Source organism: Shouchella oshimensis, assembly GCF_002019765.1.
Lineage (GTDB): Bacteria > Bacillota > Bacilli > Bacillales > Bacillaceae_D > Shouchella > Shouchella oshimensis.
Window position 1 is genome coordinate 444,837 of record NZ_KV917380.1, and the last position, 25,094, is coordinate 469,930.

Consider the following 25,094-nt stretch of genomic DNA (forward strand, 5'->3'; position numbering starts at 1 on the left):
CATTTGAGTTTGAGAAGCTCTATAGTAGAGTTTCTTTTTTTATATAAATAAAGTTTAGAATCTTTTAAAAATAATTTGCTTGTTCGAGATGTGATTGCTAAAATAATAGAGAATCATAATGAAAGCGCAAACAATTAGAGAGGGGTTTTTGGCAAATGATGAACACACCTTTAACCATTCCGCCAATGTTAGAACGCGCGGAGCGTTATTTCCCATCAAAGCAAGTAATCTCAAGAACATTGGATGACATGCATCGATTATCGTACAGGGAGATTGGTAGGCGCACAAGAGCTTTAGCCAGTGTGCTGACCGAGTTTGGTCTAAAGCGTGGAGAGCGTGTAGGGACGGTTGCATGGAATCATCATCGCCATTTAGAAGCTTATTTTGCTGCCCCAGGTATAGGTGCTGTGTTGCATATGATTAATATGCGACTTTCCTCAGATCACCTCGTTTATGTGATCAATCATGCTGAAGATCGAATATTACTCATTGATGAAGACCTTTTACCGATTGTAGAAGCAGTGAAAGACCAATTGACATCTGTGCACACGTATATCGTTTTATCTGATAAAAAAGAAGTGCCTCATTCAACTCTTAAGCCTTTGTACTCGTACGAAGCGCTATTAGAGAAAGGGAATCCGAACTTTGCTTTTCTCGAAGATCTTGATGAAAATGAACCAGCAGCAATGTGCTACACATCTGCCACAACTGGAAAACCAAAGGGTGTGTTATATACACATAGAGGAATTACGCTTCATAGCCTGGTACAAGGTATGGTGGATACAACAGCTCTATCAGAAAACGATGTCTGTATGCCTGTAGTGCCAATGTTTCATGTTAATGCATGGGGTTTACCTTTTAGCGCCACTTTTTATGGCGCAACACAAGTTCTCCCGGGACCTCAGTTTACACCCCAACTGCTTGCAGAATTAATTGAAAGTGAAAACGTTACCTTTACAGGAGGCGTACCGACAATTTGGCTAGGTCTCTTACAAGTCATTGAAAAAGGAAATTATGATTTAAGCAGTCTTAGAGCGGTCATATGCGGAGGTTCAGCAGCTCCTAGAAGTATGATTGAACGTTTCGAGAAAACATTAAACGTCCCGTTCTTTCATGCTTACGGAATGACTGAAACTTCCCCTATCGTTTCTTACGCTCGCTTAAAAAGTTACCAACACAGCTGGTCAGAGGAAGAGCGGTACCAAATAAGATCAAAGCAAGGAATGGCTGTTCCACTTATAGACATAAAAGGGGTGAACGAAAACGGGGAGATCGCTTGGAATGGGAAGGAAATGGGCGAGCTGCTTATACGTGGTCCGTGGGTAGCTGACCACTACCACGAGGATGAGCGAAGCCAAGAAGCTTTTCGTAATGGCTGGCTTCACACTGGGGACGTTGTGACAATTGATGAAGAAGGCGCTATTAAAATTGTTGATCGAACAAAAGATTTAATTAAAAGTGGTGGCGAATGGATCTCTTCTGTTGATTTAGAAAACGCTATTATGGGACACGAAGCTGTACTTGAAGCGGCGGTTGTATCCGTTCCTCACGAGAGATGGCAGGAGCGTCCTGTAGCGTGTGTTGTATTAAAAGAAGGTCATGTAGTAACGAAGGAAGAATTGAATGAATACTTAGCTACTCAATTTTCAAAATGGTGGTTGCCTGATGATGTTCTCTTTATGAAACAGCTTCCGCGCACATCAGTAGGTAAGTTTTTAAAGCGGGCATTGCGTGAACAAATAGTAGGCGCAAAAAAGGAATCATGAAGGCAATCTTACGATTGTCTTTTTTTGATTAACTGTACGTTAGGATCGCTTCTCTCCACCTCCTATGACATCTCATGGTACACTAAAAAGAGAGGGGAGGAGGATGCGCAATAAACAAAAGTCGGCATTATCTTATGGGAGAGAAACGTATGACGATAAGAACCCGTGTCTTACTCGTATTCTCTATTCTTGTCGCCATTCTTATCTCATTATTCACACTTGTTCACGCTTATTTTGAAAGCGTTAACTTAAATCAAGAATATAAACAATTATCAAGACAAACCGCCAATGCCCTCTCGTTCATGCCTGCATTAGCGAACGCTTTACATGAAAACGATGTAAGTGAAGTGCAAGGTATTATTGATCGTGTACGACTTCAAGCAAATAATCCGATAGTCTTTGTCCTTGATCATAACGGTAAAGATATGTTGTCTGGAAAGGAAGATGAGACACGCCATAGTTTGCAGGCGACACTTGTATTTGGGTCATATCGGACAGAGCGAACGATTGTACATGGAGAAGAAGTCATCCAAACAACAGCCCCAATCTATGATCAACTAGGTGATGCAGAACAACTAATAGGAGCTGTTCGAGTATCTTATCCATTAGAGAGTATACACGAGGTGTTATATGAACGTCTTTGGCGTAATGCGTTGGTCGGCCTAGCTGGATTGGTATTAAGTTTACTTTGTGCAGGAATCATTTCATCAAGTATACAGCGTGATACATTCGGTCACGAGCCTGCTCTTATTGCAACGCTTTATAAAGAAAGAGAAGCTTTACTTCAGTCCCTAAATGAGGGTATTTGTGCTGTAAATGAACATGGCGATGTTACATTGTTTAACCCGGCAGCCGCTTTTATCTTATCTGCTGACGAGGCGAATAAAGACGTTTTGCATAAGCTAGGATTGTTTGAGTCTTTACATAAAGGTCAATCGCTCTTTGATGATATGCGGAACATTAGTGGAAAATCGCTAGTAGTGAATTGTCACCCTATATACGAAAACAAAAAAAGGGTTGGCGCTATTTGTAGTTTTAGAGATTTTACAGAGATGAAGCAAGTGAAAGAAACGATGGCGCAAATGCAGGCACAGTCTGATGGTTTAAGAGCTCAGACCCATGAGTTCCGCAATAAATTATATGTGTTAATGGGGCTTTTACAGCTTGGAAAGCAAGAAGAGGCGCTGTCGTTTATTGTGAATGAAACAAGTGTACAACGGACCCAGACCATTCCGCTTTTTCAAAAAATCACGGACGTCGGAGTACAGGCACTTTTACTTGCAAAAATGGCAAGAGCAGCAGAAAAACATGTTCATTTGTCGATAGAGGAGTCTAGTGAATTGCATACGATTGAGCGAATCCCTATAGCGGATTTGTCGACAATCATTGGAAATGTGCTAGATAACGCGATTGAAGCAGTGGTACACACTGAAAAGAAAGACGTGCTCTTTTTTGCAAGTGACGCAGGGGATGAATGGGTTATTGATATTTATGATAGTGGAAAAGGTTTTAAAGAAAACCAGAAGCATTTTCTTCAACCAGGTGTATCAACAAAAGGTGAAGGACGAGGATTTGGTCTTTCGAATGTTCAGCAAGCATTGAAGAAGTGGAACGGTGTGATGGAAATCGATGGCTTGCCTCATGTGGGAGGTACAGTTGTTTCGATCTATATTCCAAAAACAGAAGGGGATAAGAGATGAATGTATTAATAGCAGAAGACGACTATCGGCTAGTGATGATTCACTCAGAATATGTCCTAGCATGTAGTGGTTTTCATTTAGTAGGCTATGTCCTAAATGGACAGGAATTGTTTAAGCGACTTGATGAAGAAGAGCACGTCGATTTATTGCTTCTAGATTTGTATTTTCCTGATATTGAGAGGGTTGAACTACTACAAGATATACGAAGAAAATACCCGAAGTTAGATATACTCATTATTTCTGCATCAGATGACATGGCTATTCTTCAACAGGCTAAACGATGTGGGGTGTTTGCTTTTTTACAAAAGCCAGTAGATGCAGCATTGTTTAAACAAACGTTGGAAGCGTATGCGGCGCAACAATCTTTTTTTAACCGTCCTTACGCGACATTTTCTAACGAAGATGGAGCACGGGTGTTAGGTGGTAGTCTGTCGTTAAAGGCTGCTTCGACCCTACATCCAGACTTACCTTCCGGAATTGATGCGATCACGCTTCAACGGGTGTATGATTTACTTCATCAATCGGAAGAAGGGTTAACGATTGAAAAAACCTGTGAGGAGCTCGGTGTGTCTCGGACAACAGCAAGGCGATACTTAGAGCATCTTGTAAGAGAGGACACTAGTTACACACAGTTAAGCTATGGAGAGATCGGTAGACCTGAGCGGCGGTATCGATTGAAACATCCCTAAGAGCTTTGTGACAAAACTTGTTCCTTACTTGTATTAATGACGTTTGCGTGGATGCTATGCATCCTAGTCGCGAACGTTTTTTATTTTCTGTACTAGGGCTTCTTATCGCCGTGAACAGAAAGGACGAAATGACTGAAAAAGATATAAAGAATGTTAAAGATGTATGCTTGTTTTAAGAAACACGTGCATGCTATAGTGCATAAATAGTTAAATTGAAAGCGGTTACTTTCAGGGGGGATCGAGATGAAAAAATGGGTATTGGCATGTTCGATAATCGTTTTGATTGGATGTTCAACAGATGTAGAATCAAGTGCGCACTTTCCAGGTCGGACAGTTGAAATTATTGCTTCTGCAACGCCAGGAGGGGGATGGGATATGACGGCACGTTCCATACAACGCTCGCTCGTAAGTGATGGACTTCTAGAAGAAAGTATCACTGTTTTAAATAAACCTGGTGGAGGTGGTGAGGTAGGCTGGCAATACCTTAACCAGCAAGACAGTCATTATGCAGCGGTAAATTCCAGTTTGTTAATTACGAGTAATCTGCTCGGGCAAAGTGATTTATCGTACGAAGATTTTACTCCCCTTGCGATGCTCTCGACAGAATGGCTTGCCATAGCATCTAGGTCTGACGCCCCATTTGAAAACGGTGCGGAAGTGATGCAGAAATTAAAAGAGAACCCTACTTCGCTGACAATTGGTGTTAGTCCTTCACTTGGTTCAGGTAACCATTTGGCTTTTGTTCAAGCAGCTGTTGCATACGGTGTTGACCCTACGGAGCTACAATTCCTTGTTTATAGTAGTGGTGGGGATATTATGAATGCTTTGTTAGGCGGACACATTGATATTGCAACAAATTCAGTGTCTGGGTTTGCTGAACAGTATCAAGTTGGAGAGGTTTCCATTTTAGCGATTACATCGGAAGAGCGACTGGATGCATTTCCAGACGTCCCGACGCGGACAGAAATGGGAGCAGAGATGGTTTTCCCGCACTGGCGTGGAATTATGGGACCATCAGAAATGGCTGATGAAGAGGTGGCACAATGGGATGAATGGCTCGCCTCAATGGTAGAAACAGAGGAATGGAATACCATTCTTGAAAATAATGACTTAGATGCTTTTTATATGAACAGTCAAGAAACGATTGCATTCATGGAAGAGCAAGCAACATTTTTTGAAGAAATCATTGTGGACTCAGGTCTCGCACCTTAATGAGGAGGGGAACATATGCAGGTCGTTCGATTATCCATGCCACTATTTTTTATTGTATTGAGCGTGGCTTACGCGCTCTTAATCTTACAACTACCACAAGCAACATTGGGAGATCCGTTAGCACCGATTTATTTTCCACTTGCCATTTGTATCGGACTATTTTTGTTTGCCATCATTGATTTAATTCAAGTTTTGAAGGAAAAAGGGGACCATGCGACAGAGGATTTACAGCTACTCGTTCAAAAATCAACACTGTTAACGATCGGCGTCGTCATTTTACTCTGTATAGCGTATACGTTGTTGTTTGATTTTGCAGGTTTTCTGCTATCTACCATTCTATTTTTAGTTGCTTTGCTTTTTTATTTAAACGGTTTAAAGAAGTGGCTTATGAATGTACTTGTGACAGGCATTGTCTCGTTCAGCACATGGTTTATTTTTAGTGATTTGCTTGAAATTAGTTTGCCGGGATTTGGAGGGTAAAGGCATGGAATGGTCAATCATTATCGATGGGCTTTTTACCGCACTTGAACCAATGAATATGGTGTGGCTCATTTTTGGTGCCTTGTTAGGTACAATCGTTGGAATTCTTCCTGGTCTAGGTCCTGCAACGGGAGTAGCGGTTTTAATTCCATTAACGTTTGGAATGAATCCAGTAAGTGCATTAATCTTGATGTCATCTATTTATTACGGTGCGCTTTTCGGCGGGTCGAGGAGTTCTATTCTTATTAATACACCAGGAGATGGTTCATCCATTGCGGCTACGTTCGACGGGTACCCGATGACATTAAAAGGGCAAGCTGGTCAAGCAATGTCAATTGCAGCAATGGCGTCATTGTTCGGTGGTATTATGGCGATTTTTGGTTTTATCTTTCTTGCGATCCCTCTTGCTCAATTTGCGTTAAACTTTGGTCCAGCTGAGTATTTTATGCTTTTTCTTTTTACTTTATCAGCAGTTGTCGCTCTTTCAACAGGAAAGATGATCAAAGGGTTTGTTGCCATGTTTGCTGGTCTTGCGATTAGCACGGTCGGTATTGATTTGCAATCAGGTGTGCATCGATTCACATTTGGTGTTCCACATTTTACAGATGGGATTAATTTCATCGTTATCATTATTGGGATTTATGCGCTAGGAGAAGTTTTATACAATATGTTTCCTAAGAAAAAAGGACAGCAACCGAAAAAGGACCAGGCTATCGGGAGCAAGTGGTTTACAAAAGAACAATGGAAACGATCGCTTGGTCCAATTTTCCGCAGTGGTCCACTTGGTTTCTTTCTCGGTGTTTTACCGGGATCTGGTGGAACAATTTCCTCCTTACTTGCGTATTCTACCGAAAAACAACTATCGAAGCGAAAGGATGAATTCGGTAAAGGGGCAGTAGAAGGGCTTGTTGCACCAGAATCAGCGAACAGTTCAGCTGCTGTAGGGTCCCTTATTCCCATGTTAACAATGGGTATTCCAGGGTCCGGTACAACTGCGGTTATGCTTGGAGCGTTAGTCATGATCGGCATTACACCAGGTCCATTACTGTTTGAGAATAGCCCGGATCTTGTCTGGACCCTTATTAACAGTATGTTTATAGGGAATTTAATTTTAGTCATTATTAATATTTTAATGGTAGGCATGTTAATTAAGGTGTTACGAACGCCTGCAAATGTGTTGTATCCTATTGTGCTTGTTTTATCATTTATTGGCGCTTATACACTTGGGTACAGTACAATCGATTTCTACTTGCTTATCGTAGCAGGCTTACTTGGCTTACTTATGCGTGTATTAGACTACCCAGTAGCGCCAATGATTTTAGCCCTTATTGTTGGTGGAGAAATGGAGCAAAATATGCGAAGAGCCTCTATTATTTATGAGAGTCCACAGGCGATTTTCTTTGCTTCACCAATTGCGACAACTTTATTTTTCTTAACGTTGCTTTCCTTAAGTTATCCTCTTCTTTTGAAGCTATTTAAAAGGAGAAAAGGTACAGGGACAGGCGCTTCTATGTAACGATCAAACCTTATCTTGTACGCATTCGATGAAATACGTATCATAGGGTAAAAGCGTAGAGAAAGGTGGACCAGTATGCAAAATAGCTACTTATTCGTATATGGAACCTTGCGTAAAGGGGGCACAAATGCACATTATCTAGAATCGGCGACTTGTGTGAAGAACGATTGTTATGTAGAAGGAGAACTGCATGCGACTCCATATGGCTATCCAATTGCGCGGTTTAAAAAAGGCCAGTTCATACGTGGAGAGCTTTACAGCGTAACTCCTAAAGTATTGGAAATGATAGATGAATTAGAGGGTTATAAAGAAGGTCGATTCACTGGGAATGAGTATGAACGTGTAAAAATGAACGTGACGGTAGAAGGGGAAACGGTTCAGGCGTTTGGTTATATAGCGACCGATTTTTTTGAACACATTGTCGAACCAATACCAAATGGTGATTGGATGGTTTATTGTTCCAATCAAAGCGGTCGATAAGTATGTACAAAGGAAAGCAACAGGCAGAAGTCCTGTCGTCGTCGCTAACGTTGACAGGACAGCTAGATGCAATTAAAAAGTAGCTTGACTGAAATCACATATGGGGCTCTTTAATGAGTATGAAGCAGCTTACGATTGATTATATTTGTTCTGGTAATGAGCGAGAGCAAGTAGCGGATAGAAATACCGGTAACTATGGTAGTGAAAATAAATTCGGTCAGCTAGTCCTTTACCAACGGGATACGCGTTTGTCCAGTCTGAACTAGTATGAAGATGGGCAAGCAAATAACGAACCCCGTCTCGAATCGATTTTTCAGGATAATCAAGTGTTGCAATAAGTGCATCGATCGCCCAAGCTGTTTGAGTGAGGTTGCTTGCAGGTAGCTTGGTGAATGTCTTGTTTCGATCGCTTAAACAAGATTCTCCCCATCCTCCATCTTGATGCTGAATGCTTTTAAGCCAGTTCACTGCTTTCCTTACATGAGGTTCATCTTTAGACACTCCAGCTGCGTCAAGAGCTGTTAATGCTGCCCACGTACCATAGATGTAATTTACACCCCATTGTCCTTCCCATGAGCCGTCCTTTTGTTGATTTCTTTTAAGCCAGCGAATGCCTCTTTTCAGTACCTTTTCATCTTTTGGTACATGAGTGAAATTCCCGAGAAACTCTATGACTCTACCAGTTAAATCTGGTGTGCTTGGATCAGTTAGAATGCCTTTACTTTCTTGGATAGGAAGGAGTGCAAGAAGCCGGCTGTTGGTGTTTTTTTCAAACGCGCCCCAACCACCGTCGCGGTTTTGCATAGACGTAACCCACAGCGTACCACGTTTCCATGCCTCCTTTATTTCTTCATTTTCTACGGCTTGGGCAGTGATGGCACGAAGTGAAGAGGTTGTATCATCCATATCCGGTTGAATCGAATTAATGGTAGAGAATCCCCAGCCACCTGGAAGAATTCCTGGATTATGAACAATCCAGTCTCCGTATGTATTGTGCTGCTTCTGTACTAAGTAACTTGAAGCTTTTTGAATCATCTCGTCGGATGGCTTTACCTTGGCTTCCTGTAAGGCATAGCTAATGAGGGACGTATTCCAAATCGTTGCCGTTGTAAATTGTATATGAGGTTTCCCATTCACTGTCGTTTGAAAAGACTTTAAGCCTTCCATGGCTTTTTCGATTAGTGGATCGTGTTTGGGGTGACCTAGAGCAAGAAGAGCAAATACCATAAACATTGTTGATGTAAAGTAACTAAAGAGCGTCCCATCTTGTTCAGTTGCGTTCATCATATAGCGCTTTGCCTGACTGATGGCAAGTTGATGAATATTCGTTGGGCCAGGAATGACCTTTTTAACTAAATAGTGAATGGTACCGTGAAGTTTACGAGAGGCCTCTCCATCCACCCAATCTAAGAAGGGGTCGTTTCTTGACTGGCTATACAAGTCAGAAAGATCAGGACTTCTTGATGTTGTGACTTGTAATTTATGATCGGCAGCGATTAAGAGAGGTACCATGTGAGCCCGCCCATAGACAGACATACTAAATAAATTAAATGGAAAAGCAACTGGTAATAGTATGAGTTCAATAGGGATAGGAAAGAAAGAAGGCCATTTGTATTGTCCGGTTAACAGAAGAACAAACTTTGTTAATAACGTTGTTTGTTCAATGCCACCATTGGTTAGAATAAATTGCTTTGCTTTTTGCAGGCGCTGATCATTTTTTGACAGATAGCCAGAATATAAGAGTGCATAATAACACTCAACTGTTGTGGTCAGGTTCCCTTCGTTCTCATCTTTAACTAGTTTCCAAGCGCCATTTTCACCTTGTAAGCTTAACAAGCGTTCGGCTAATGCTTGAATAAGTGTCTCATCGTCCTTCTCCAATGTACGTAACAAAATAATCATATAAGCATCCGTAAACGTTCCGGCTTCAAACGGATACTGCCATGAGCCATCTTCAAGTTGATCTTCTCGAAGCTTTGAAACTAACGTATCAATTGCTGCTTGAATCTTCATACGAGCCCTCCCGCCGAACAGTTACTTCTACAATCTATTCAGTAGGAAAAGCAGACATGACGATAAAAGAAAAACAGGCTGGGACATAACGAAAAGTAGTATTTGAAAAGACGAATAGTCTAAAATATGTTGAGTAGCACCGCTACAGGAGAATCCTTCGCTTTCCGGGGACACGGCCTCAGCCTCCTCCGTGGAAAACCGCCACTCCGAGTCTTCAGACACGTGCTGATTCCCCAGGAGTCTTCGGATTCTCCTTCCGCTCATTTTCATAGAAAACAAACGACGAACGTTCCTATTTTCAGGAATGTTCGTCATTTTGGTCTGTCTATCTACTTTTGTCCCAGCCTCTCGTCTATTGAATTAGCCTTTTGTACCCGAGATCACCACGCCTTGGATAAAATATTTCTGTGCGAAAAAGAACAGAATGAGAGGTGGTAGCACAGCCATTACGGAGGCGGCCATAAGCAACTGCCAAGGTGTAGCCGCGTACGCAGCAGTGAAATTGGCTAATCCTAGAGACAAGGGATACAGCTCTTGAGAATTTAAATAAATAAGAGGTCCCATTAGATCATTCCAGCGAAACATAAATTCAATGATTGCAGCTGTTGCCATCGCAGGTAAAGAGAGAGGAAGTATAATCTTAAAGAAGATCGTTAAGTAACCGCCGCCATCAATGGTTACCGCCTCATCTAGTTCTTTCGGTAAGCCGAGATAAAACTGACGTAACAAAAAGATTAAGAATGCACTTCCAGCTATGGCAGGGATGGTTAAAGGTAAATACGAATCCACCCACCCAATCGAATTAAACAGTAAATACTGTGGAATCATAACCACTTGTTGTGGGAGCATCATCGTACTTAACACAAGCGCGAACAAGAATGTTTGCCCTCTAGCGCGAAAGCGAGCAAAACCAAATGCAATCATAGCGGAAAAGAAAACCGTACCGACTACCGTGACGACGGTGTACCAGGATGTGTTCCAGAGGTAGGTTGCAAACGGATGGTTCTGGAAGACTTCAAGATAGTTGGACCAATTCCAGGTAGTAGGAAAAAAAGAGAGTGGGTTTGAAACAATTTCTTCCAAGCTTTTAACCGATGTAAAAAACATCCAAGCTACTGGAAACAAAAACAAAGATAGACAAGCCACTAAACCAGTATACGTAAGCATTTTTCCACCTTTAGATAGCTCGCCAGGGGAATAATGAGTTTTATTAAATAGGTGCTTCATGTGCTTGACCTCCTTGATTATTTGTCATATTCGTAGTGAACATTTTTACGAGATACGTAAAGAGCGATAAACGTCAGAACAAAGATGATTAAAAACAAAATCCAAGCTTGAGCAGAAGCGTAACCCATCCGGTTTTGGAAAAAGGCGGTTTCAAATAAATAATACACATAGAAGTAGCTCATCCAATCGGGTCCTCCATCTGTAATCACGTATGCTTGAGTGAAAATTTGAAACGACGCAATGATGGAGATAATGACATTAAAGAGAATAATCGGTGAGATTAATGGAATTGTAATGTTTCGGAACCGCCTCCAAGGGCTTGCTCCATCTATAGCTGCTGCTTCATAAAGTTCTTTTGGAAGCTGTTGTAGACTAGCGAGAAAAATAATCATCGTACTTCCGACTGCAGTCAACTGCATAAGGACAAAGGAAGGAATAACAGTATAAGGGTCCGTAAACCAGCCAGGCCCTGTCAGACCAAAAACCTCGTATAGAAATGAATTGACGACCCCGAATTGAGGATTTAGAATCCACATCCATAGAAAGGCAACAGACACCCCTGAAATGATGGAAGGCGCATAAAAGAAAGTTCGAAAAAAGGCCTGCCCTTTAATTTTGGCATTCAGTAACAAAGCAAGCCCAATGGCTAAAACAATGGAGAAGGGAACAGCGAGAGCAGCATAAGCGGTCGTTACAAATAAGGAGCGGTAAAACAGTGGATCTGAAAAGAGGTTCACAAAGTTTTGTAAGCCTACAAACGAAGCTTCACCCATAATGGCATAATCGGTAAAGCTAAAGTAAAGCGAAGCGACCATTGGACCCGCAATAAAGAGAGTAAAACCGATTAACCATGGAGAAATAAACAGCCAGAAGTATTTTTCTTCTCTCCTTGCTCCGATGGACGTATGTTTAAGTGGCTTTCGACTTCGATTTGGCGCTGGGTTCGTTTCCATTCGTAATCCCCTCCATCCCGTTAGTAGGTGAGTGACGTCATATTTTGTTGAAGTTCTTCTATGCCTTCATCAACGCCTTTTCGACGATCGTAAATCGCATTGATTGTCATGTTCTGGTGTTTTAAAATTGGTGCAAAGTTTGAAATTAAATGGTTATCAGTTGGTCGCCCAAACTGCAATGCGCCTTCTTCTGCAATGCGTAAGTCAGCAACCGGTATGCCTGTTCTTTCTGAGATAAGCTCGAACCATAATTCCTTTAAATCAGAGTGGGCAGGACTCTCTAAAGTCATCTCGACCATCCATTTCGCCGCTTTATCTGGATCTAATAGAAATTTAAGAAATTCCCAAGCCTCTTCAGGATGCTTGCTGCCTTCACTCATTGCCCAAGGGTCGACATACAATGAAATTTGACGCTCATCGTTTGTGTAAGGATAAGCCGCTAGCCCCCAGTTTAAGTCGGTGTTGGCATACTGTTTTGTGCCCCAACCACCTTTCATCACCATACCAACCCGTCCACTTAAAAACGGATCACTTAGCTGTTGTAGAGCGGCAATTTCACTTTGTGGTGGCATTACTTCATGGACGTTAATGAGATCAGAACGCTGTTGAATCGCTTCACGGTTCCGTGGGTTTTCCGTAATAACAGGCTCTGTTAACAAACCGGTTTCATAATCTTCTTTTGCAAAAAAATCACCGCCAAATGCCCAAGCGTTTTTATTAGGTGAATCTTCATCTAAGACACCGTAGACTCGTTGGGTAGGAGGAAGGTCATTCTGTGTAATCGCTTGTGCTGCTTCAATCATGGCGTCATAATTCCAGCTTTCGTCGTTCCAATCAGTCGGAGGGTAAGGCACGCCAGCTTCGTCAAAAAGATCCCGATTGTAATAAAGAAAGGAACCCATTGATAAAATCGGAATGCCGTAAACCCCATCTTCCATTTTATAGACATCAGTCAACGTGTCATCAATACCATCTAGCACATGGGGGTCTTTTTCTAGAAAAGGCGTTAAATCTTTCAGTGCTCCCATTGCATAATAACTGCCAAATCCTGAGTCTGCCCAGTTCGGTGACCAGACATCTGGGACGTTGCCACCAGCTATCATCGTCTGCAATTTTTGATCAATTTCACCTTGGGGAATCGTCTGTAACTGGACGCGGATGCCAGGGTTTTCGTCTTCGAATGCTTCAATGACTCGATGTTCCCATTCAATAAGGTTCGGATCACTACGGACAAGCCAAGTGAGTACGACATCTCCACCTCCAGAGGTTTGTTCATCTGAACAACTCGCTAGTAGAGATACACTTGTCACAATAGGGATAAGTAAAGCTGCTTGAATTCTTTTCCTCATTCTAATCCCTCCACGAGAAGATATGGTAAGCGCTTTCATTAATTCTTCTTGATCAATAAAGAAAGTCCTGCTTCATTTCTTGTACAATATGCATGCAGAGAAGTAGATATGCAGGGTATAGGAATGCAACGAATAAGCGTCTTGAGGTAGATGAGCATAGTAATAGAAAAATTTTTTATAGTAAGCTGACTAAACGTTAGCTTATTTGACCTATCCTTGATGGATATGCAAAAAACAAAGAGCAGCAAAAAACGCAGGAGGAAACGTCAATGAATGGGGATGTAGCGCTAGATCAAACGTTGGGTTATGGATGCTTCCCTTTCTTTTTCCTTTAGCGATGGCTACCGGTTTATCTAAGCGCAGATTTATTTCAATTTCCCTCAACGATAGAAGTGTTGACTTCACTTCCAGTTCACCTTGTTCAGTGGTTACAATTAACGTTCTCCCCACAGGTTGTTCACGGATTTCTCCAATGGTCACCCCTTGTTCTTTAAGTGTCCAAGATGCATTGGAAAGAAATGCACGTAGTTGGTTGTTCAATCTAAAGTCAAACTGAGAATTATAGGATTGTATCGTTAGATTTGAAACGAAAGATGAAGAAAGGTGACGTCCGAGTGTTCTCTTTAAACGGTTCTTAGAATACCGACGAAATGTGCCAATGATTGCTTCCTCGTTTTTTACATGAATATCTTTTAGACTTGCTTTATAAGTAGGTATATCAAAATGAATGTTCATTCTAAGCATTCCTCCCCTCGTTTTCATCAATAATAGTTTGACAATTCCGCAAAAACTGCTCATACTTCCTTTAAAACAATCTTTGATAGGAAAAACGTATCTAATTGATTGAGTGTATGTCAACAAAAGGGAGCTGAGTAGATGAAGACGATAGTGGATTGTCCTAGACCGAAATTTGTTAGGCAAGAGTGGGAGCTACTAAATGGCCAATGGGCATTTGGTTTTGACGATGAAAATGTAGGTCTGAAGCAGCGATGGTTTCAAGGAAATAAACTAAATCAAACGATTGCCGTTCCTTTTACGTATGAAACGAAACAAAGTGGAATTCAAGACGAACAGTTTCATCCAGTTGTTTGGTATGAGCGTCATATAAAAATTGCTGAAGAGAATAAGAAGAAACAGGTTCTTCTTCATTTCCAAGCAAGCGATTACAAAACAACGGTTTGGATAAATGGTTGCTATGCTGGAGTGCATGAAGGCGGCTACACGTCATTTTCGTTTGACATCACTCCCTATTTAGTAGAAGCACATACACAGCAAGTGACCGTGCGGGTAGAAGATAGTATGAGTACGGACCAACCGAGAGGGAAGCAGCGCTGGATTGGTGAAAATTTTGGCTGCTGGTATGTTCAAACAACAGGTATTTGGCAATCAGTATGGATTGAATATGTGAACAAGCACCATTTAAATAAAGTGGAGATCCAGCCAGATTTAGATGAACAAACGGTAAGCTTTGCATACGACCTTCGTGGTGGCGTTGCAGGAATCGAAATTGAAACGATCATCACGTTTAAAGGATATGAAGTACGACGGTTTACGTTGACACCTGAACGAGAAGAGACCCTCTTTAACGTTGATTTAGCGTCAGCCATTCATGAATGGCGTGTAGCCGTCTGGTCACCAGAGCAACCAAATTTATATGAAGTCGCCTTTGTTGTTCGAAAAGATGGACAAGAGGTAGATCAGGTGCACTCTTATTTTGGGCTTCGAAAAATTTCAATAAAAAATGGACATGTTTTGTTAAATAATCGTCCTATTTATCAAAAGCTCATTCTCGATCAAGGTTATTGGAAAGATAGTCATTTGACCCCTCCTTCTCTTGAAGCTCTTGAAGAAGATATTGATGCGATTAAAGCATTAGGTTTCAACGGCATTCGTAAACATCAAAAGATTGAAGATGAACGATTCTATGCTCTATGCGACCAAAAAGGGTTGCTTGTGTGGGCAGAAATGCCATCCTCTTATTCTTATTCAAGGAAAGCCGTGAAAGCGTTTACTAAAGAATGGCTAGATGTGGTTGAGCAACTCGCTCATTATCCATCTATTGTGACATGGGTTCCGTTTAACGAGTCATGGGGTGTTGGGCAAATCTTCACAAATACGCAGCAACAAGCCTTCACTGAAAGTATTTACTATGGAACCAAAGCGATCGATGCGACGAGACCGGTCATTGTCAATGATGGCTGGGAGCATACGGTATCAGACATTATTACGCTTCACGACTATGAAGAATTTGCAGACCGTTTAATCAAGCGCTATCAAGATCAGAGCGCTGTTTTAGGAAACGCGTACCCTCATAACAATGATAAATATGCGTTTGCAGAAGGTTATCAATACAAAGGGCAACCGGTCATCATTAGTGAATATGGTGGCATTGCTTTTACAACAGAGGATGGCTGGGGATATGGAAATCAAGTAAAGTCTGAAAAAGACTTTTTAGCTCGTTACGAAAGTATAACTGATGCTATAAAAGCCCTCCCTTATGTAAGCGGTTATTGTTATACCCAGATTACCGATGTCCAACAGGAAGTAAACGGGTTGCTTGATGAAAATCGAAAACCAAAAATGAAAATGGACAAAATAAAAGCGCTAAACGATAAAGCATAAGAATAAACGGACGTTTGCGATCGACGCAAAATCTTGTCGTAAGGATAATAGGTTCCGTATACCCTATTATAAAGGGGTGATGCAGGTGAAACGCTGGCTGCTTCTTGTTGCTTTTATTGGGGGGCTCGCATGTCTCTCAATGAATCTATTCTTTTACTACGACGAGCGTTCGTTAGAAAGTCTCATTTACTATAATGAAGATGATGTGATGATTATAGCTGTAACCACAGACATAACAAAGGGTGAACAAGCAAATGGCTATGAATTTTACCTTGAAAATCGTGAACAAATGGAAGAGTTAATGGCGTTTCTTTCTACTTATCAGGTAAAGCGTGTGACGCAAAACCATTACCAAAGGCAGCTCTTATATGGAACACAGCAACAAATCTTTGTCAGTCATTATTCTCATACACCCTCTGTTGCTTTTATAGGCGAAGCAGGTGTTCATTTAGTGGATGACGGTACGTATCAAGTCACGAATGGACCCATTGATATGAAATGGCTGGCTGAGTTTGTTGATAAGAAAAAAGAGAGGAACCCAGAGTAGGTTTAACATTAATCGACAAAAGGAAAGGGAGGTTAGCAAACGTTATTAGAAAGTAGGGAGTCGATGTCGATGTTAAATGAAAAAGAACTCTTGCTAAATCAAGGAACGATTGGGAATCACATTTTCAAAAATCGCTACATTGTGGCGCCAATGACACGTGTGTCCTCTTCTCAAAATGGAAAGCCAAACGAGACAGTCCACCGTTATTACGAACGTTTTGCAAAAGGTGGGTTCTCTGCCATTATTTCAGAAGGAATTTATCCAGATACCGAACATAGTCAAGGGTATGAGTGCCAGCCTGGCTTAGCTACTCATGAACAAATGGAAGCTTGGAAACCCATCGTCGAGACAATTCATGAAAATCGAAGCTTATTCATTGCTCAACTCATGCACGCAGGGGCTCAGTCCCAAGGAAATGCCTATACGAATGAGACTGTGGCCCCAAGCGTATTCACACCACCCAGCGATAAAGTGGCTCTATATGGTGGACAAGGATCTTTCCCTGAGGCACGCCCGCTTTCAATCGAGGAGATAGAGCAAATTAAAAAAGGATTTGTTCAAGCTGCTCGACGGGCGCAAGAAGCAGGGTTTGATGGCATCGAGTTACATGGAGCGAATGGTTATTTGCTTGATCAGTTTCTTTCAGAAGGAAGTAACCAACGTGGGGATGCTTATGGTGGTTCTATTGAAAATCGGCTCAAACTGATTGTTGATCTGATTACAGAAGTTCGAGAAGCCGTTGGAGCTACGATGTTGCTTGGCGTGAGAATTTCACAAATGAAAGCGACGGACCCTTCTTATAAATGGGAGGGCGGCGAGGCAGAGGCAGCTACACTCTTCTCAGCTTTAGGAGAAACAGACATTGATTATATTCATTTGTCTGAGCGTGATGCGAAAATCCCGGCATTTGGAAATGACTCCATGCTTATGTCAGAAGTTGCGAAGCGCTATTCGAATAAGCCAATTATTGCGTGTGGAAGTCTTGAAAATCCAGCTGAAGCTGCGAAGCTAATTGCCATTGAACAGTGTGACTTTATCGCATTAGGTAGACAAGCACTTGTTCAGCCTGATTTTCCGAATCGCTTTGATCAGGGAGAACCTCTGATGGAAGTGAGTCATGTGAAGCACATATTATCCGACAATACAACCCCGGCTGCTGCTATATCAGAAGAGGAATTGAAGATGGACGTAATTAAAAATGAAGAAGTAACACAATGAGGCTGGGACATAACTAACAGTAGTATTTGAAAAGAGTAGCACCGCTACAGGAGAATCCTTAACGACCTCAGCCTCCTCCGTGGAAAACCGCCACTCCAGGGTCTTCAGACACGTGCTGATCCCCCAGGATTCTTCGGATTCTCCTTCCGCTAATGTTCATATAAAACAAACGACGAACGTTCCTATTTTCAGGAATGTTCGTCATTTTGGTCTGTCTATCTACTTTTGTCCCAGCCTCTACGTGTGTACGCTTCGATTTAAAGACATGGTTTCAACTCGCTCATTTTGCTCTTTAACTGTAAAGCCAAACGATTCATAGAGCGGTTTAGCTCGACTGCCTTTAAAAATTTTTAATGAAATCTCACGTTTGTCTTTGTAGTGCTCAACAACATGCTGAAAAACAGCACGACCCATTCCGTTCCCTTGAAACGATGGTTCAATATAAAAGTTCTTTAATTCAACATAATCGTTGTGTTCAATGATTCCAATACATCCAATTGTACCTACCTCATCTACTTTAATTAAATAGATATGCTCAGGGTGGAAGTTCTCTTCAAAACGTTTAAAAACACGTTCATAAGGGAGTTGAAGCCGATCGAAATCCGCTTGTAATACGTTCATTCTTAATTGTGCTAAATAGGGTTTATCTGAGTAGCTACTTTGACTCAATGTGAACATTTGTTTAAACGGATACCTCCTTTGCTTCGTTTTTATACACAAGCTTTAGCCATTCGTATACAACTAAATCGTTCTCTTGAAACGTTAGCCCTAACGTAGGTGCCAACTGAGAAAAGAAGGGTTCGTGAACTTCTTTCCAATAGGCAAGGGTTTGATCCCCTTCTCCTTCTGCGTAGGCGTGTTTCTCAGTCATTTCGTTATAAGGTAGGATATCCACTTTAATGGTCTGCATAATTGCCTGAGCAACACCGTTTCCATCTAAAATAATGTTCCACTGCCCTTTAACTGGTAAAGGTTCATTTTCTTTTTCATAGGCGTCATAATAAGAGGAAGTACCTTGTTTCTTTCCTTCTAGCACGAGCTTGCATAAGTCATCTGCCATCTCTTTTGTACCATCGCCAAAAGCCCACGCTATGTACGTAGATTGAGAAAATTGAGGGTGTTGAGATGTAAAAGCGTTCCACATTTCTTGAATAGACGAATGTTCAGTCATCGCAAAAACTCCCTTTCTAACTGTGTTTGACCATTGTATATATGGTTTAGTTTACCATGAATGGATCGGTGATTAGAAACAGGACAGATGAAAAGAGAGGGGTGCCTAATGAACTGTCTTTTTTGTGAAATCAGTCAGAGTCGTCAGGATGCTAAAATCATTTATGAAGATGAGCATTGCCTGGCGATACAACCAGGACATACCCTCGTGATCCCGAAGGAACATGTGACAGATATTCATCAACTAGAGACATCCACTTGATGAAAGTATTGAGAGAACGAAGTCGACATCTTCAAAGCATGCTAAACCCGAAAAAAGTAGGTATGGCGATTGTAGAATCGTTTTAACAAAGAAAGTCTACCGGCTGTGCAATTCCGGTAGACTTTCTTTTTATTCGTATAATGCTTTATCTTCCACTTTGCTAGTAATGATGGTTAAAACAAGTCCAAACAGGATGATACCACCAGCTACAAATGTAATCATCGTAAAGCTGTATCCCATATTGAGGAAGAGGGTACCAAGGCTAGCTCCAAGAGCATTCGCAACATTGAAAATCGATGCAGCAATTGTTCCTGATAGCATCGGTGCTTCTTTTGCTGCTAAAATCACTTTTGCGTTTAGTAATGGTGTCGTTCCAAACGTTCCGGCCCCGAATAGAAAGCAGCTTACAATTGCAAGCACAGGACTTTGCAGAAGGAATGTAAATGCAAATAAGACGACGGCTAGTGCTACGAGAGAAGCCATTAATGTTTTTGTTAATAAGCGTGGAGACACACGCCCAGATGTGAAATTACCGATAACGGCTCCTAGACCGAAAAAGAATAGTCCGAGTGTCACACCAGGAACGCCAAATCCAGCAAATTCACGTAACATTGGCTCTTTAAACGTATATGCCGTAAAAACACCGGAGAAGCCAAAGACGATGATAGCAAGAACCCATAAGACGTTTTTGTTCGCCAATGCTTTTAACTCTGATCTCAAATGAGGTGTGACAGTTTGTTTTTCATTCGGAACAAAAAGAAGCAACCCTATTAAAACGAGTGTTCCTAATAATACTAAAAACCAAAACACTAAGCGCCAGTCTACCAATCCGCCAATAAAGGAACCAAAGGGCACACCAATCATAATGGCAATAGTTAACCCACCTTGCACAATGGCGATGGCCTGTGTTCGTTTTTCTGGCAGTGACATGTTAATAGCCATCATCATGGCAAGACCAAAAAATGGTGCATGCATGGTAGCGGACAGTAGCCTTGATAACAACAATACTTCAAAAGTTGGCGCTGTAGCGGCAATGATATTACTAATAACAAAAAGCGCCGTTAGCCCTATAAGCAATGGTTTTGGTGGATACTTAATGGTAATGATGCGCAAGAGAGGCCCAAAGACAGCTACGCTAATGGCGTATACACTTAACAATAGTCCAGTTGTCGACACAGCCACGTCTAAATCACGTGCGAATTCGGTTAATAAACCAGTGACGACGTATTCTGTCATTCCTATGGCGAAAGTACCTAGCATAAAAATAGTTAATACAATGCGATGATTGTTCATAAAACGTAACATAAATCTTCACTCCTCCCGCGCTTTTCTTTTCTCACAAACAAGTTCCTAAGATACAGGAAGAAAAGAGGAATGTCTAGCCATTTGATTAAAAAAGGAGAGACTCCTAAAATGAGATCGCTTTCAAGATAGGATTGGGAAACCATTTGCACAGGTATAGACGATGTGAGTCATTCATATATACAAGGGAAAGGTTCAGATTTATGAAGTAGGAGGCGCTAAACGTGAGAAAACGAATCGCATGGATCGCTCCAATCGTTTTCATGAGCGGCTGTACGGACGCTTTTCCTGGGGAGGAAGAGGCAATGAAGTGGTCAAAAGAAACACCTTTCGTAGAAGACGCAGAAAGTCGGGTATATTATGAAATATTTGTGCGAGCGTTTGCAGACGGAGATGGAGACGGTATCGGTGATTTAAAAGGAGCGACGAATAAGCTTGATTATTTACAAGATCTTGGCATAAACGGGATATGGCTCATGCCTATTAATCCATCGCCGAGTTATCATGGGTATGACGTAACGAATTATACAGATGTACATCCTGATTATGGATCGGTAGAAGACATGAAAACATTCGTAGAGGAAGCCCACAATCGTGGCATTGACGTTATCATTGATTTCGTTATGAATCACAGTTCCTCTGAACACCCATGGTTTCAGAAGGCATTAGCAGGAGATGAGCCGTATCGTGATTATTATGTTTGGAGTGACGAATCAACAAATCTTAATCAAGTAGGAGATTGGCAACAGCCTGTTTGGCATGGAGAGGGCGAGCCAAAGTATGAAGGTGTTTTTTGGCACGGTATGCCTGACATGAATTTCGCTAACCCACAGGTAATGGATGAATTTAAAGAAGCAAGCCAATTTTGGTTAGAGGAAGTGGGGATCGATGGGTTTCGATTAGACGCAGCCAAATACTTATATAGTGCTTATCAATTGGAGGATCATCATGAAGAGAACGTTGCCTTATGGAAGGATTTCAATGCTCATGTGAAAGGGATTAAACCTCATACCATGCTGGTTGGTGAGGTATGGGATAGTGCGTCAGTGGTAGGACAGTACCTACAAGGGCTTGATAGTGGGTTTAACTTTGATTTATCTAGTCGTATTCTTTCCTCTGTTCAGCAAGAAAGGGATACGGGAATTGCCTCAGGGTTGGAAAAAGTGCGAAATCATTTTTCATCTGTTGCAGAAGGGTATGTAGATAGTACCTTTTTAACGAACCATGATATTGATCGTGTGATGAGTCAGCTTAACGGAAATGAAGAACACGCGAAAATGGCTGCTTCTCTCTTGCTCACACTGCCGGGAAACCCCTATCTTTATTATGGTGAAGAAGTGGGGCTTGAAGGAATGAAGCCAGATGAACATATTCGGGAGCCGATGATATGGAAGAAAGATAAAAGTCCTGAAGAGACAACATGGATTGAACGTCGCTATAGTACGAATCGAGAGAAAGTCGCAGTAGAAGCTCAACTGGAAAATGAAGATTCTTTGCTTCATCATTATAGAGAAATAATAGCAGTAAGACGAAGTCACCCTCTATTAATGGATGGTGAGGTGAAGGTCTCTGAAATAAAAAAAGAGGGGCTTGTTGCGTTTGAGCGCGTATTCGATAAAGAGAGCGTCCTTGTAATGCATAACTTAACAGGAGAAGGAGTGAATGTACAACTGCCAGAACAATGGGTAGATGTATATTATCGGAATGGCGATTTGGAACAGGATGGGCAAAGCGTTCAGTTGGCACCTTATTCAACCGTCGTCTTTAGTCAATGAAAAAAACCAGCTACATACTCGTAGCTGGTTTTTTAATGATGGAGTTTCTTTTTTAATTGATCGACGTGCTCACGTTGTTCATCAATGATACGATGAACGAGCTGTAAACTCTCTTCGTCCAAACCTTGTCGGGCAATTTTTTCAGACATCCGAATACCGTACATATTTTCGCCTTTGATGGCGTGTTTAAGAATGTCCTCCTCACCATGGGGACGATCAAACAGTTCACCCAGCCAGCGTTGAATGGTTCCCATAGTGCCTTCACTTTTAACAGGTACACCATCAAGAGCTTCAATACGGGCGGCGAGTAAGGAAGCGTGTCTTTCCAAATCATGATGAATGGCAGTCATCGTGTCGTATAAGGATGACTCTTCTGAAAGGTGTTCTAAAAAGTGATCGTATGAGTGAATTCCCATATACTGCCCTTCTAACAACTGATTTAATGTTTTCACTTCGTGTGCATCCATGTGCATTGCGCGTTAGCCCCTTCTACCATCCTTTTTCTTAGTAGTATGGAATTTACATGAAGTCTATGCACCTGCCATTATTTATTTGCTCCTGCTTTAAGTCCTTCCACCATAAACCGTTGAAACATCATAAAGAGAATGGTAATGGGTACAGCGACAAGAACGGCTCCAGCAGCAAATAGGGTGAATTCCGTATTGCCCCGTCCTGTAACCATTTCAAACAAACCAATGGCAAGGGTTTTATTTTCATTTGAACGTAAGACTAGTCGAGCAAAGATAAAATCCATCCACGGGCCAATAAAGTTTGAAACAGCGACAAAGACGAGGATGGGGACAGAGAGCGGCATAAGTACCCTAGCAAAAATCGTTGCATTGCCTGCTCCATCAATTTTTGCGGCTTCTTCAAGACTCTTTGGTAATGTATCAAAATAGCCCTTTACAATCCAAGCATTGAAAGGGATGGATCCACCGGCATAAACGAGGACTAGTCCCCAATGATTATCTAGCAAATTCAGTTGCAGCAATAAAATATAAATAGCAATCATCCCCATAAATCCCGGGAACATTTGCAGGACGAGCATGGTCATTAATCCTTGCTTACGACCAGGAAAGCGAAAACGACTAAACGCATAAGCCGCTGTGACAACAAGAAAGGTAGACAAAACCATATTCCAAAATGCGATCTTCAATGTGTTTTTATACCAAAGCAGGTAATTGGTTTCTTGGAATAAATGACTATAATGGGTGAGCGTCAATCGAATGGAACGAAAGGATTCCATAACAGTGTGAAAGTCAAACTGTCGCATGCCTTCCCAAAAGAGAGACCAGTTCATTCCTGGTATCACTTGAGCGGTAAAAAGGGAGCTTCCTGGATTAAACGAACCCATGACAATCCATATCACGGGATAAACAGTAAATATAGCAACAAAGGTTAAGAGAAGATGCTTAAAAAACGAGCTGAAACGATCTTTTTGTTTGCGGTTCATAGCATCGTGTCCTCCTCTTTAAAAGCCCGGGTTCGTCTGAAATTCCAAATCGATACGGCAGCAAGAACGAAAAAGATTAAGATTGAGATAACAGAAGCAATCGCAAATTGACTTTGTTCTAATGTCAGTTTATAAATCCATGAAATGAGGATATCAGTTGAACCAGCATAAGAATAGTCGATATTAACAGGTCCACCTTGTGTAAGAAGATAAATCAAATTAAAATTATTGAAATTACCTGCAAAATTCATAATGAGGAGTGGTGCTGTAGAGAACATAACAATGGGAAGCGTAATGCCTATGAAACGTTGACGGCCGCTAGCGCCATCTACCTCAGCTGCTTGATATAGCTCCCGATCAATGCTGGTCATGACCCCACTCATTAACACCATCCAAAACGGAAAGCCAAACCAAATGTTCACAAGAACAAGGGTAAATTTAGCCCAGTTCGGATCACTAAGCCAAGGAACGGCGGCAAGACCTAGAAATTCAACGTATTGATTAATGGGACCAAATTCTCCATTAAATAAATTACGCATAATTAAAATGGAGACAAACGAAGGAATTGCCCAAGGCAAAATGTAAATGCTACGCCAAAATTTCCGAAATCGAATGCCTTTTGAATTTAACAGTACAGCGAAAAATAAACCAACAAAAAAGGTCGTCACAGTTGCCAACACTGCCCAAATAATTGTCCAAGAGAATACACCGAGAAACGTCCGATTCCATGTTTTCATATTGAACAGGTCGATGAATGTTTGGAAACCAACCCAATCAACTAAGGAGGCTGGTGGAATATGATTTGGTGCTGAATAGTTGGTAAAGGCAATGGCAATTCCGAAAATAAGTGGGAGTATAGTGAGAAAGGCTGTAAAGAAGACAGAAGGCATCAATAGAAAATAAGGAAAGCCCTTATCCGTTAATAATCTCCATGTTTCTTTAAAGGTATTGGCTTTTTTTCCTTGATCTCGCTGAAACCCGACTCGGCGTGCATCACGTATGGCTAGCACATACATCCATAGAAAGAGTAACCCACAAATAAGAAAAATGATTCCTTCGATTAATAGAAAGATCGAGTGGTCGCCTTGAACGATGGTGAAACCAACTCTTGTTTGAGTGGTCTCTCCTAAAGTATATAAGCCCCACATTGCATTTCGAAAAGGTAATGTCCAAAACAACAGTAAATAAAGTTCTAAAGCGATAAAAAGCCCGCCTTTTACGAATTGACGATGATACAGTTGACCGAACCCCATAAAGATAATTGACAATAGCGTGCCGAGGCTCTTATGACTGCGCACGGTTCTCACCCCTTTACTAGCGTGAATGGCAAGCCAACTTCTTCTCAAGAAGTTGGCTAATG

23 protein-coding genes are annotated in these 25,094 nt (G+C 41.5%); 12 read left to right on the plus strand and 11 right to left on the minus strand.

The features are described 5' to 3' along the window. Positions 1-155: 155 nt before the first annotated feature. From BK583_RS02150 to BK583_RS02180, 7 genes are all read left to right on the plus strand, one after another. Entirely contained in the window at positions 156-1,766 is a 1,611-nt protein-coding gene (locus BK583_RS02150; RefSeq protein ID WP_038483966.1) for a long-chain fatty acid--CoA ligase, read from the plus strand. 149 nt (positions 1,767-1,915) lie between these two features. Beyond that, entirely contained in the window at positions 1,916-3,466 is a 1,551-nt protein-coding gene (locus tag BK583_RS02155) for a sensor histidine kinase (protein WP_160319268.1), read from the plus strand. Continuing rightward, entirely contained in the window at positions 3,463-4,155 is a 693-nt protein-coding gene (locus BK583_RS02160) for a response regulator (RefSeq protein ID WP_055735418.1), read from the plus strand. The genes BK583_RS02155 and BK583_RS02160 overlap by 4 nt, the downstream gene beginning before the upstream one ends. A 243-nt stretch (positions 4,156-4,398) precedes the next feature. Then, a complete protein-coding gene (locus BK583_RS02165; protein WP_055735417.1) occupies positions 4,399-5,367 on the plus strand; it encodes a tripartite tricarboxylate transporter substrate binding protein in 969 nt (322 codons plus the stop codon). Between the two features lie 15 nt (positions 5,368-5,382). Beyond that, positions 5,383-5,847 (plus strand): tripartite tricarboxylate transporter TctB family protein, encoded by a 465-nt coding sequence (locus BK583_RS02170; protein ID WP_055735416.1) that lies wholly within the window; start codon positions 5,383-5,385, stop codon positions 5,845-5,847. A 4-nt stretch (positions 5,848-5,851) separates the two neighbouring features. Next, on the plus strand, positions 5,852-7,363 hold the full coding sequence (locus tag BK583_RS02175) for a tripartite tricarboxylate transporter permease (protein ID WP_055735415.1): 1,512 nt from the start codon (positions 5,852-5,854) through the stop codon (positions 7,361-7,363). A 75-nt stretch (positions 7,364-7,438) separates the two neighbouring features. Further along, complete coding sequence (locus tag BK583_RS02180; RefSeq protein WP_055735414.1) at positions 7,439-7,843, plus strand: gamma-glutamylcyclotransferase family protein; 405 nt, start codon at positions 7,439-7,441, stop codon at positions 7,841-7,843. Between the two features lie 129 nt (positions 7,844-7,972). Here the strand turns inward: BK583_RS02180 and shc are convergent, their stop codons facing one another. From shc to BK583_RS02205, 5 genes are all read right to left on the minus strand, one after another. Continuing rightward, positions 7,973-9,856 (minus strand): squalene--hopene cyclase, encoded by a 1,884-nt coding sequence (gene shc, locus BK583_RS02185; protein WP_055735413.1) that lies wholly within the window; start codon positions 9,854-9,856, stop codon positions 7,973-7,975. 360 nt (positions 9,857-10,216) lie between these two features. Further along, complete coding sequence (locus BK583_RS02190; protein WP_038483947.1) at positions 10,217-11,083, minus strand: carbohydrate ABC transporter permease; 867 nt, start codon at positions 11,081-11,083, stop codon at positions 10,217-10,219. A gap of 17 nt (positions 11,084-11,100) precedes the next feature. Next, on the minus strand, positions 11,101-12,036 hold the full coding sequence (locus tag BK583_RS02195; protein ID WP_055735412.1) for a carbohydrate ABC transporter permease: 936 nt from the start codon (positions 12,034-12,036) through the stop codon (positions 11,101-11,103). Between the two features lie 20 nt (positions 12,037-12,056). Continuing rightward, entirely contained in the window at positions 12,057-13,385 is a 1,329-nt protein-coding gene (locus tag BK583_RS02200; protein WP_055735411.1) for an ABC transporter substrate-binding protein, read from the minus strand. 210 nt (positions 13,386-13,595) lie between these two features. Beyond that, on the minus strand, positions 13,596-14,120 hold the full coding sequence (locus BK583_RS02205) for a tubby C-terminal domain-like protein (protein WP_055735410.1): 525 nt from the start codon (positions 14,118-14,120) through the stop codon (positions 13,596-13,598). 141 nt (positions 14,121-14,261) lie between these two features. Between BK583_RS02205 and BK583_RS02210 the strand changes: the two genes are divergently transcribed. The 3 genes from BK583_RS02210 to BK583_RS02220 all read left to right on the plus strand — a co-directional run bounded on the left by BK583_RS02210 (position 14,262) and on the right by BK583_RS02220 (position 17,772). Next, positions 14,262-16,007 carry a glycoside hydrolase family 2 protein gene (locus BK583_RS02210; protein ID WP_055735409.1) on the plus strand — a complete coding sequence of 582 codons (1,746 nt, stop codon included), beginning with the start codon at positions 14,262-14,264 and terminating at the stop codon, positions 16,005-16,007. A gap of 85 nt (positions 16,008-16,092) precedes the next feature. Beyond that, on the plus strand, positions 16,093-16,554 hold the full coding sequence (locus tag BK583_RS02215) for a hypothetical protein (protein ID WP_038483936.1): 462 nt from the start codon (positions 16,093-16,095) through the stop codon (positions 16,552-16,554). 69 nt (positions 16,555-16,623) lie between these two features. Further along, positions 16,624-17,772: an oxidoreductase gene (locus BK583_RS02220; protein WP_055735408.1), complete on the plus strand. Its 1,149-nt coding sequence runs from the start codon at positions 16,624-16,626 to the stop codon at positions 17,770-17,772. A gap of 237 nt (positions 17,773-18,009) precedes the next feature. Here BK583_RS02220 and BK583_RS02225 read toward each other — a convergent pair whose 3' ends face one another. Next, positions 18,010-18,393: a GNAT family N-acetyltransferase gene (locus BK583_RS02225; protein WP_158318560.1), complete on the minus strand. Its 384-nt coding sequence runs from the start codon at positions 18,391-18,393 to the stop codon at positions 18,010-18,012. Positions 18,394-18,454: 61 nt separating this feature from the next. After that, positions 18,455-18,943 (minus strand): ASCH domain-containing protein, encoded by a 489-nt coding sequence (locus BK583_RS02230; protein WP_055735407.1) that lies wholly within the window; start codon positions 18,941-18,943, stop codon positions 18,455-18,457. 108 nt (positions 18,944-19,051) lie between these two features. Between BK583_RS02230 and BK583_RS21365 the strand changes: the two genes are divergently transcribed. Further along, positions 19,052-19,204, plus strand: a complete 153-nt coding sequence (locus tag BK583_RS21365; RefSeq protein ID WP_160319267.1) for an HIT family protein — start codon at positions 19,052-19,054, stop codon at positions 19,202-19,204. Between the two features lie 129 nt (positions 19,205-19,333). On the opposite strand, the gene BK583_RS02240 is transcribed toward BK583_RS21365, so the two are convergent. Continuing rightward, positions 19,334-20,497, minus strand: coding sequence for an MFS transporter (locus BK583_RS02240; RefSeq protein WP_055735493.1), 1,164 nt, complete (start codon positions 20,495-20,497; stop codon positions 19,334-19,336). 233 nt (positions 20,498-20,730) lie between these two features. Here BK583_RS02240 and BK583_RS02245 point away from each other — a divergent pair, with 233 nt between their 5' ends. After that, on the plus strand, positions 20,731-22,281 hold the full coding sequence (locus BK583_RS02245) for an alpha-amylase family glycosyl hydrolase (protein ID WP_055735406.1): 1,551 nt from the start codon (positions 20,731-20,733) through the stop codon (positions 22,279-22,281). A 32-nt stretch (positions 22,282-22,313) separates the two neighbouring features. On the opposite strand, the gene BK583_RS02250 is transcribed toward BK583_RS02245, so the two are convergent. The 3 genes from BK583_RS02250 to BK583_RS02260 all read right to left on the minus strand — a co-directional run bounded on the left by BK583_RS02250 (position 22,314) and on the right by BK583_RS02260 (position 25,032). Then, a complete protein-coding gene (locus BK583_RS02250) occupies positions 22,314-22,754 on the minus strand; it encodes a ferritin-like domain-containing protein (protein ID WP_236702341.1) in 441 nt (146 codons plus the stop codon). A 71-nt stretch (positions 22,755-22,825) separates the two neighbouring features. Beyond that, positions 22,826-23,734, minus strand: a complete 909-nt coding sequence (locus BK583_RS02255; RefSeq protein WP_055735405.1) for a sugar ABC transporter permease — start codon at positions 23,732-23,734, stop codon at positions 22,826-22,828. After that, positions 23,731-25,032 (minus strand): carbohydrate ABC transporter permease, encoded by a 1,302-nt coding sequence (locus BK583_RS02260; RefSeq protein ID WP_055735404.1) that lies wholly within the window; start codon positions 25,030-25,032, stop codon positions 23,731-23,733. The genes BK583_RS02255 and BK583_RS02260 overlap by 4 nt, the downstream gene beginning before the upstream one ends. Between the last annotated feature and the right edge of the window lie 62 nt (positions 25,033-25,094).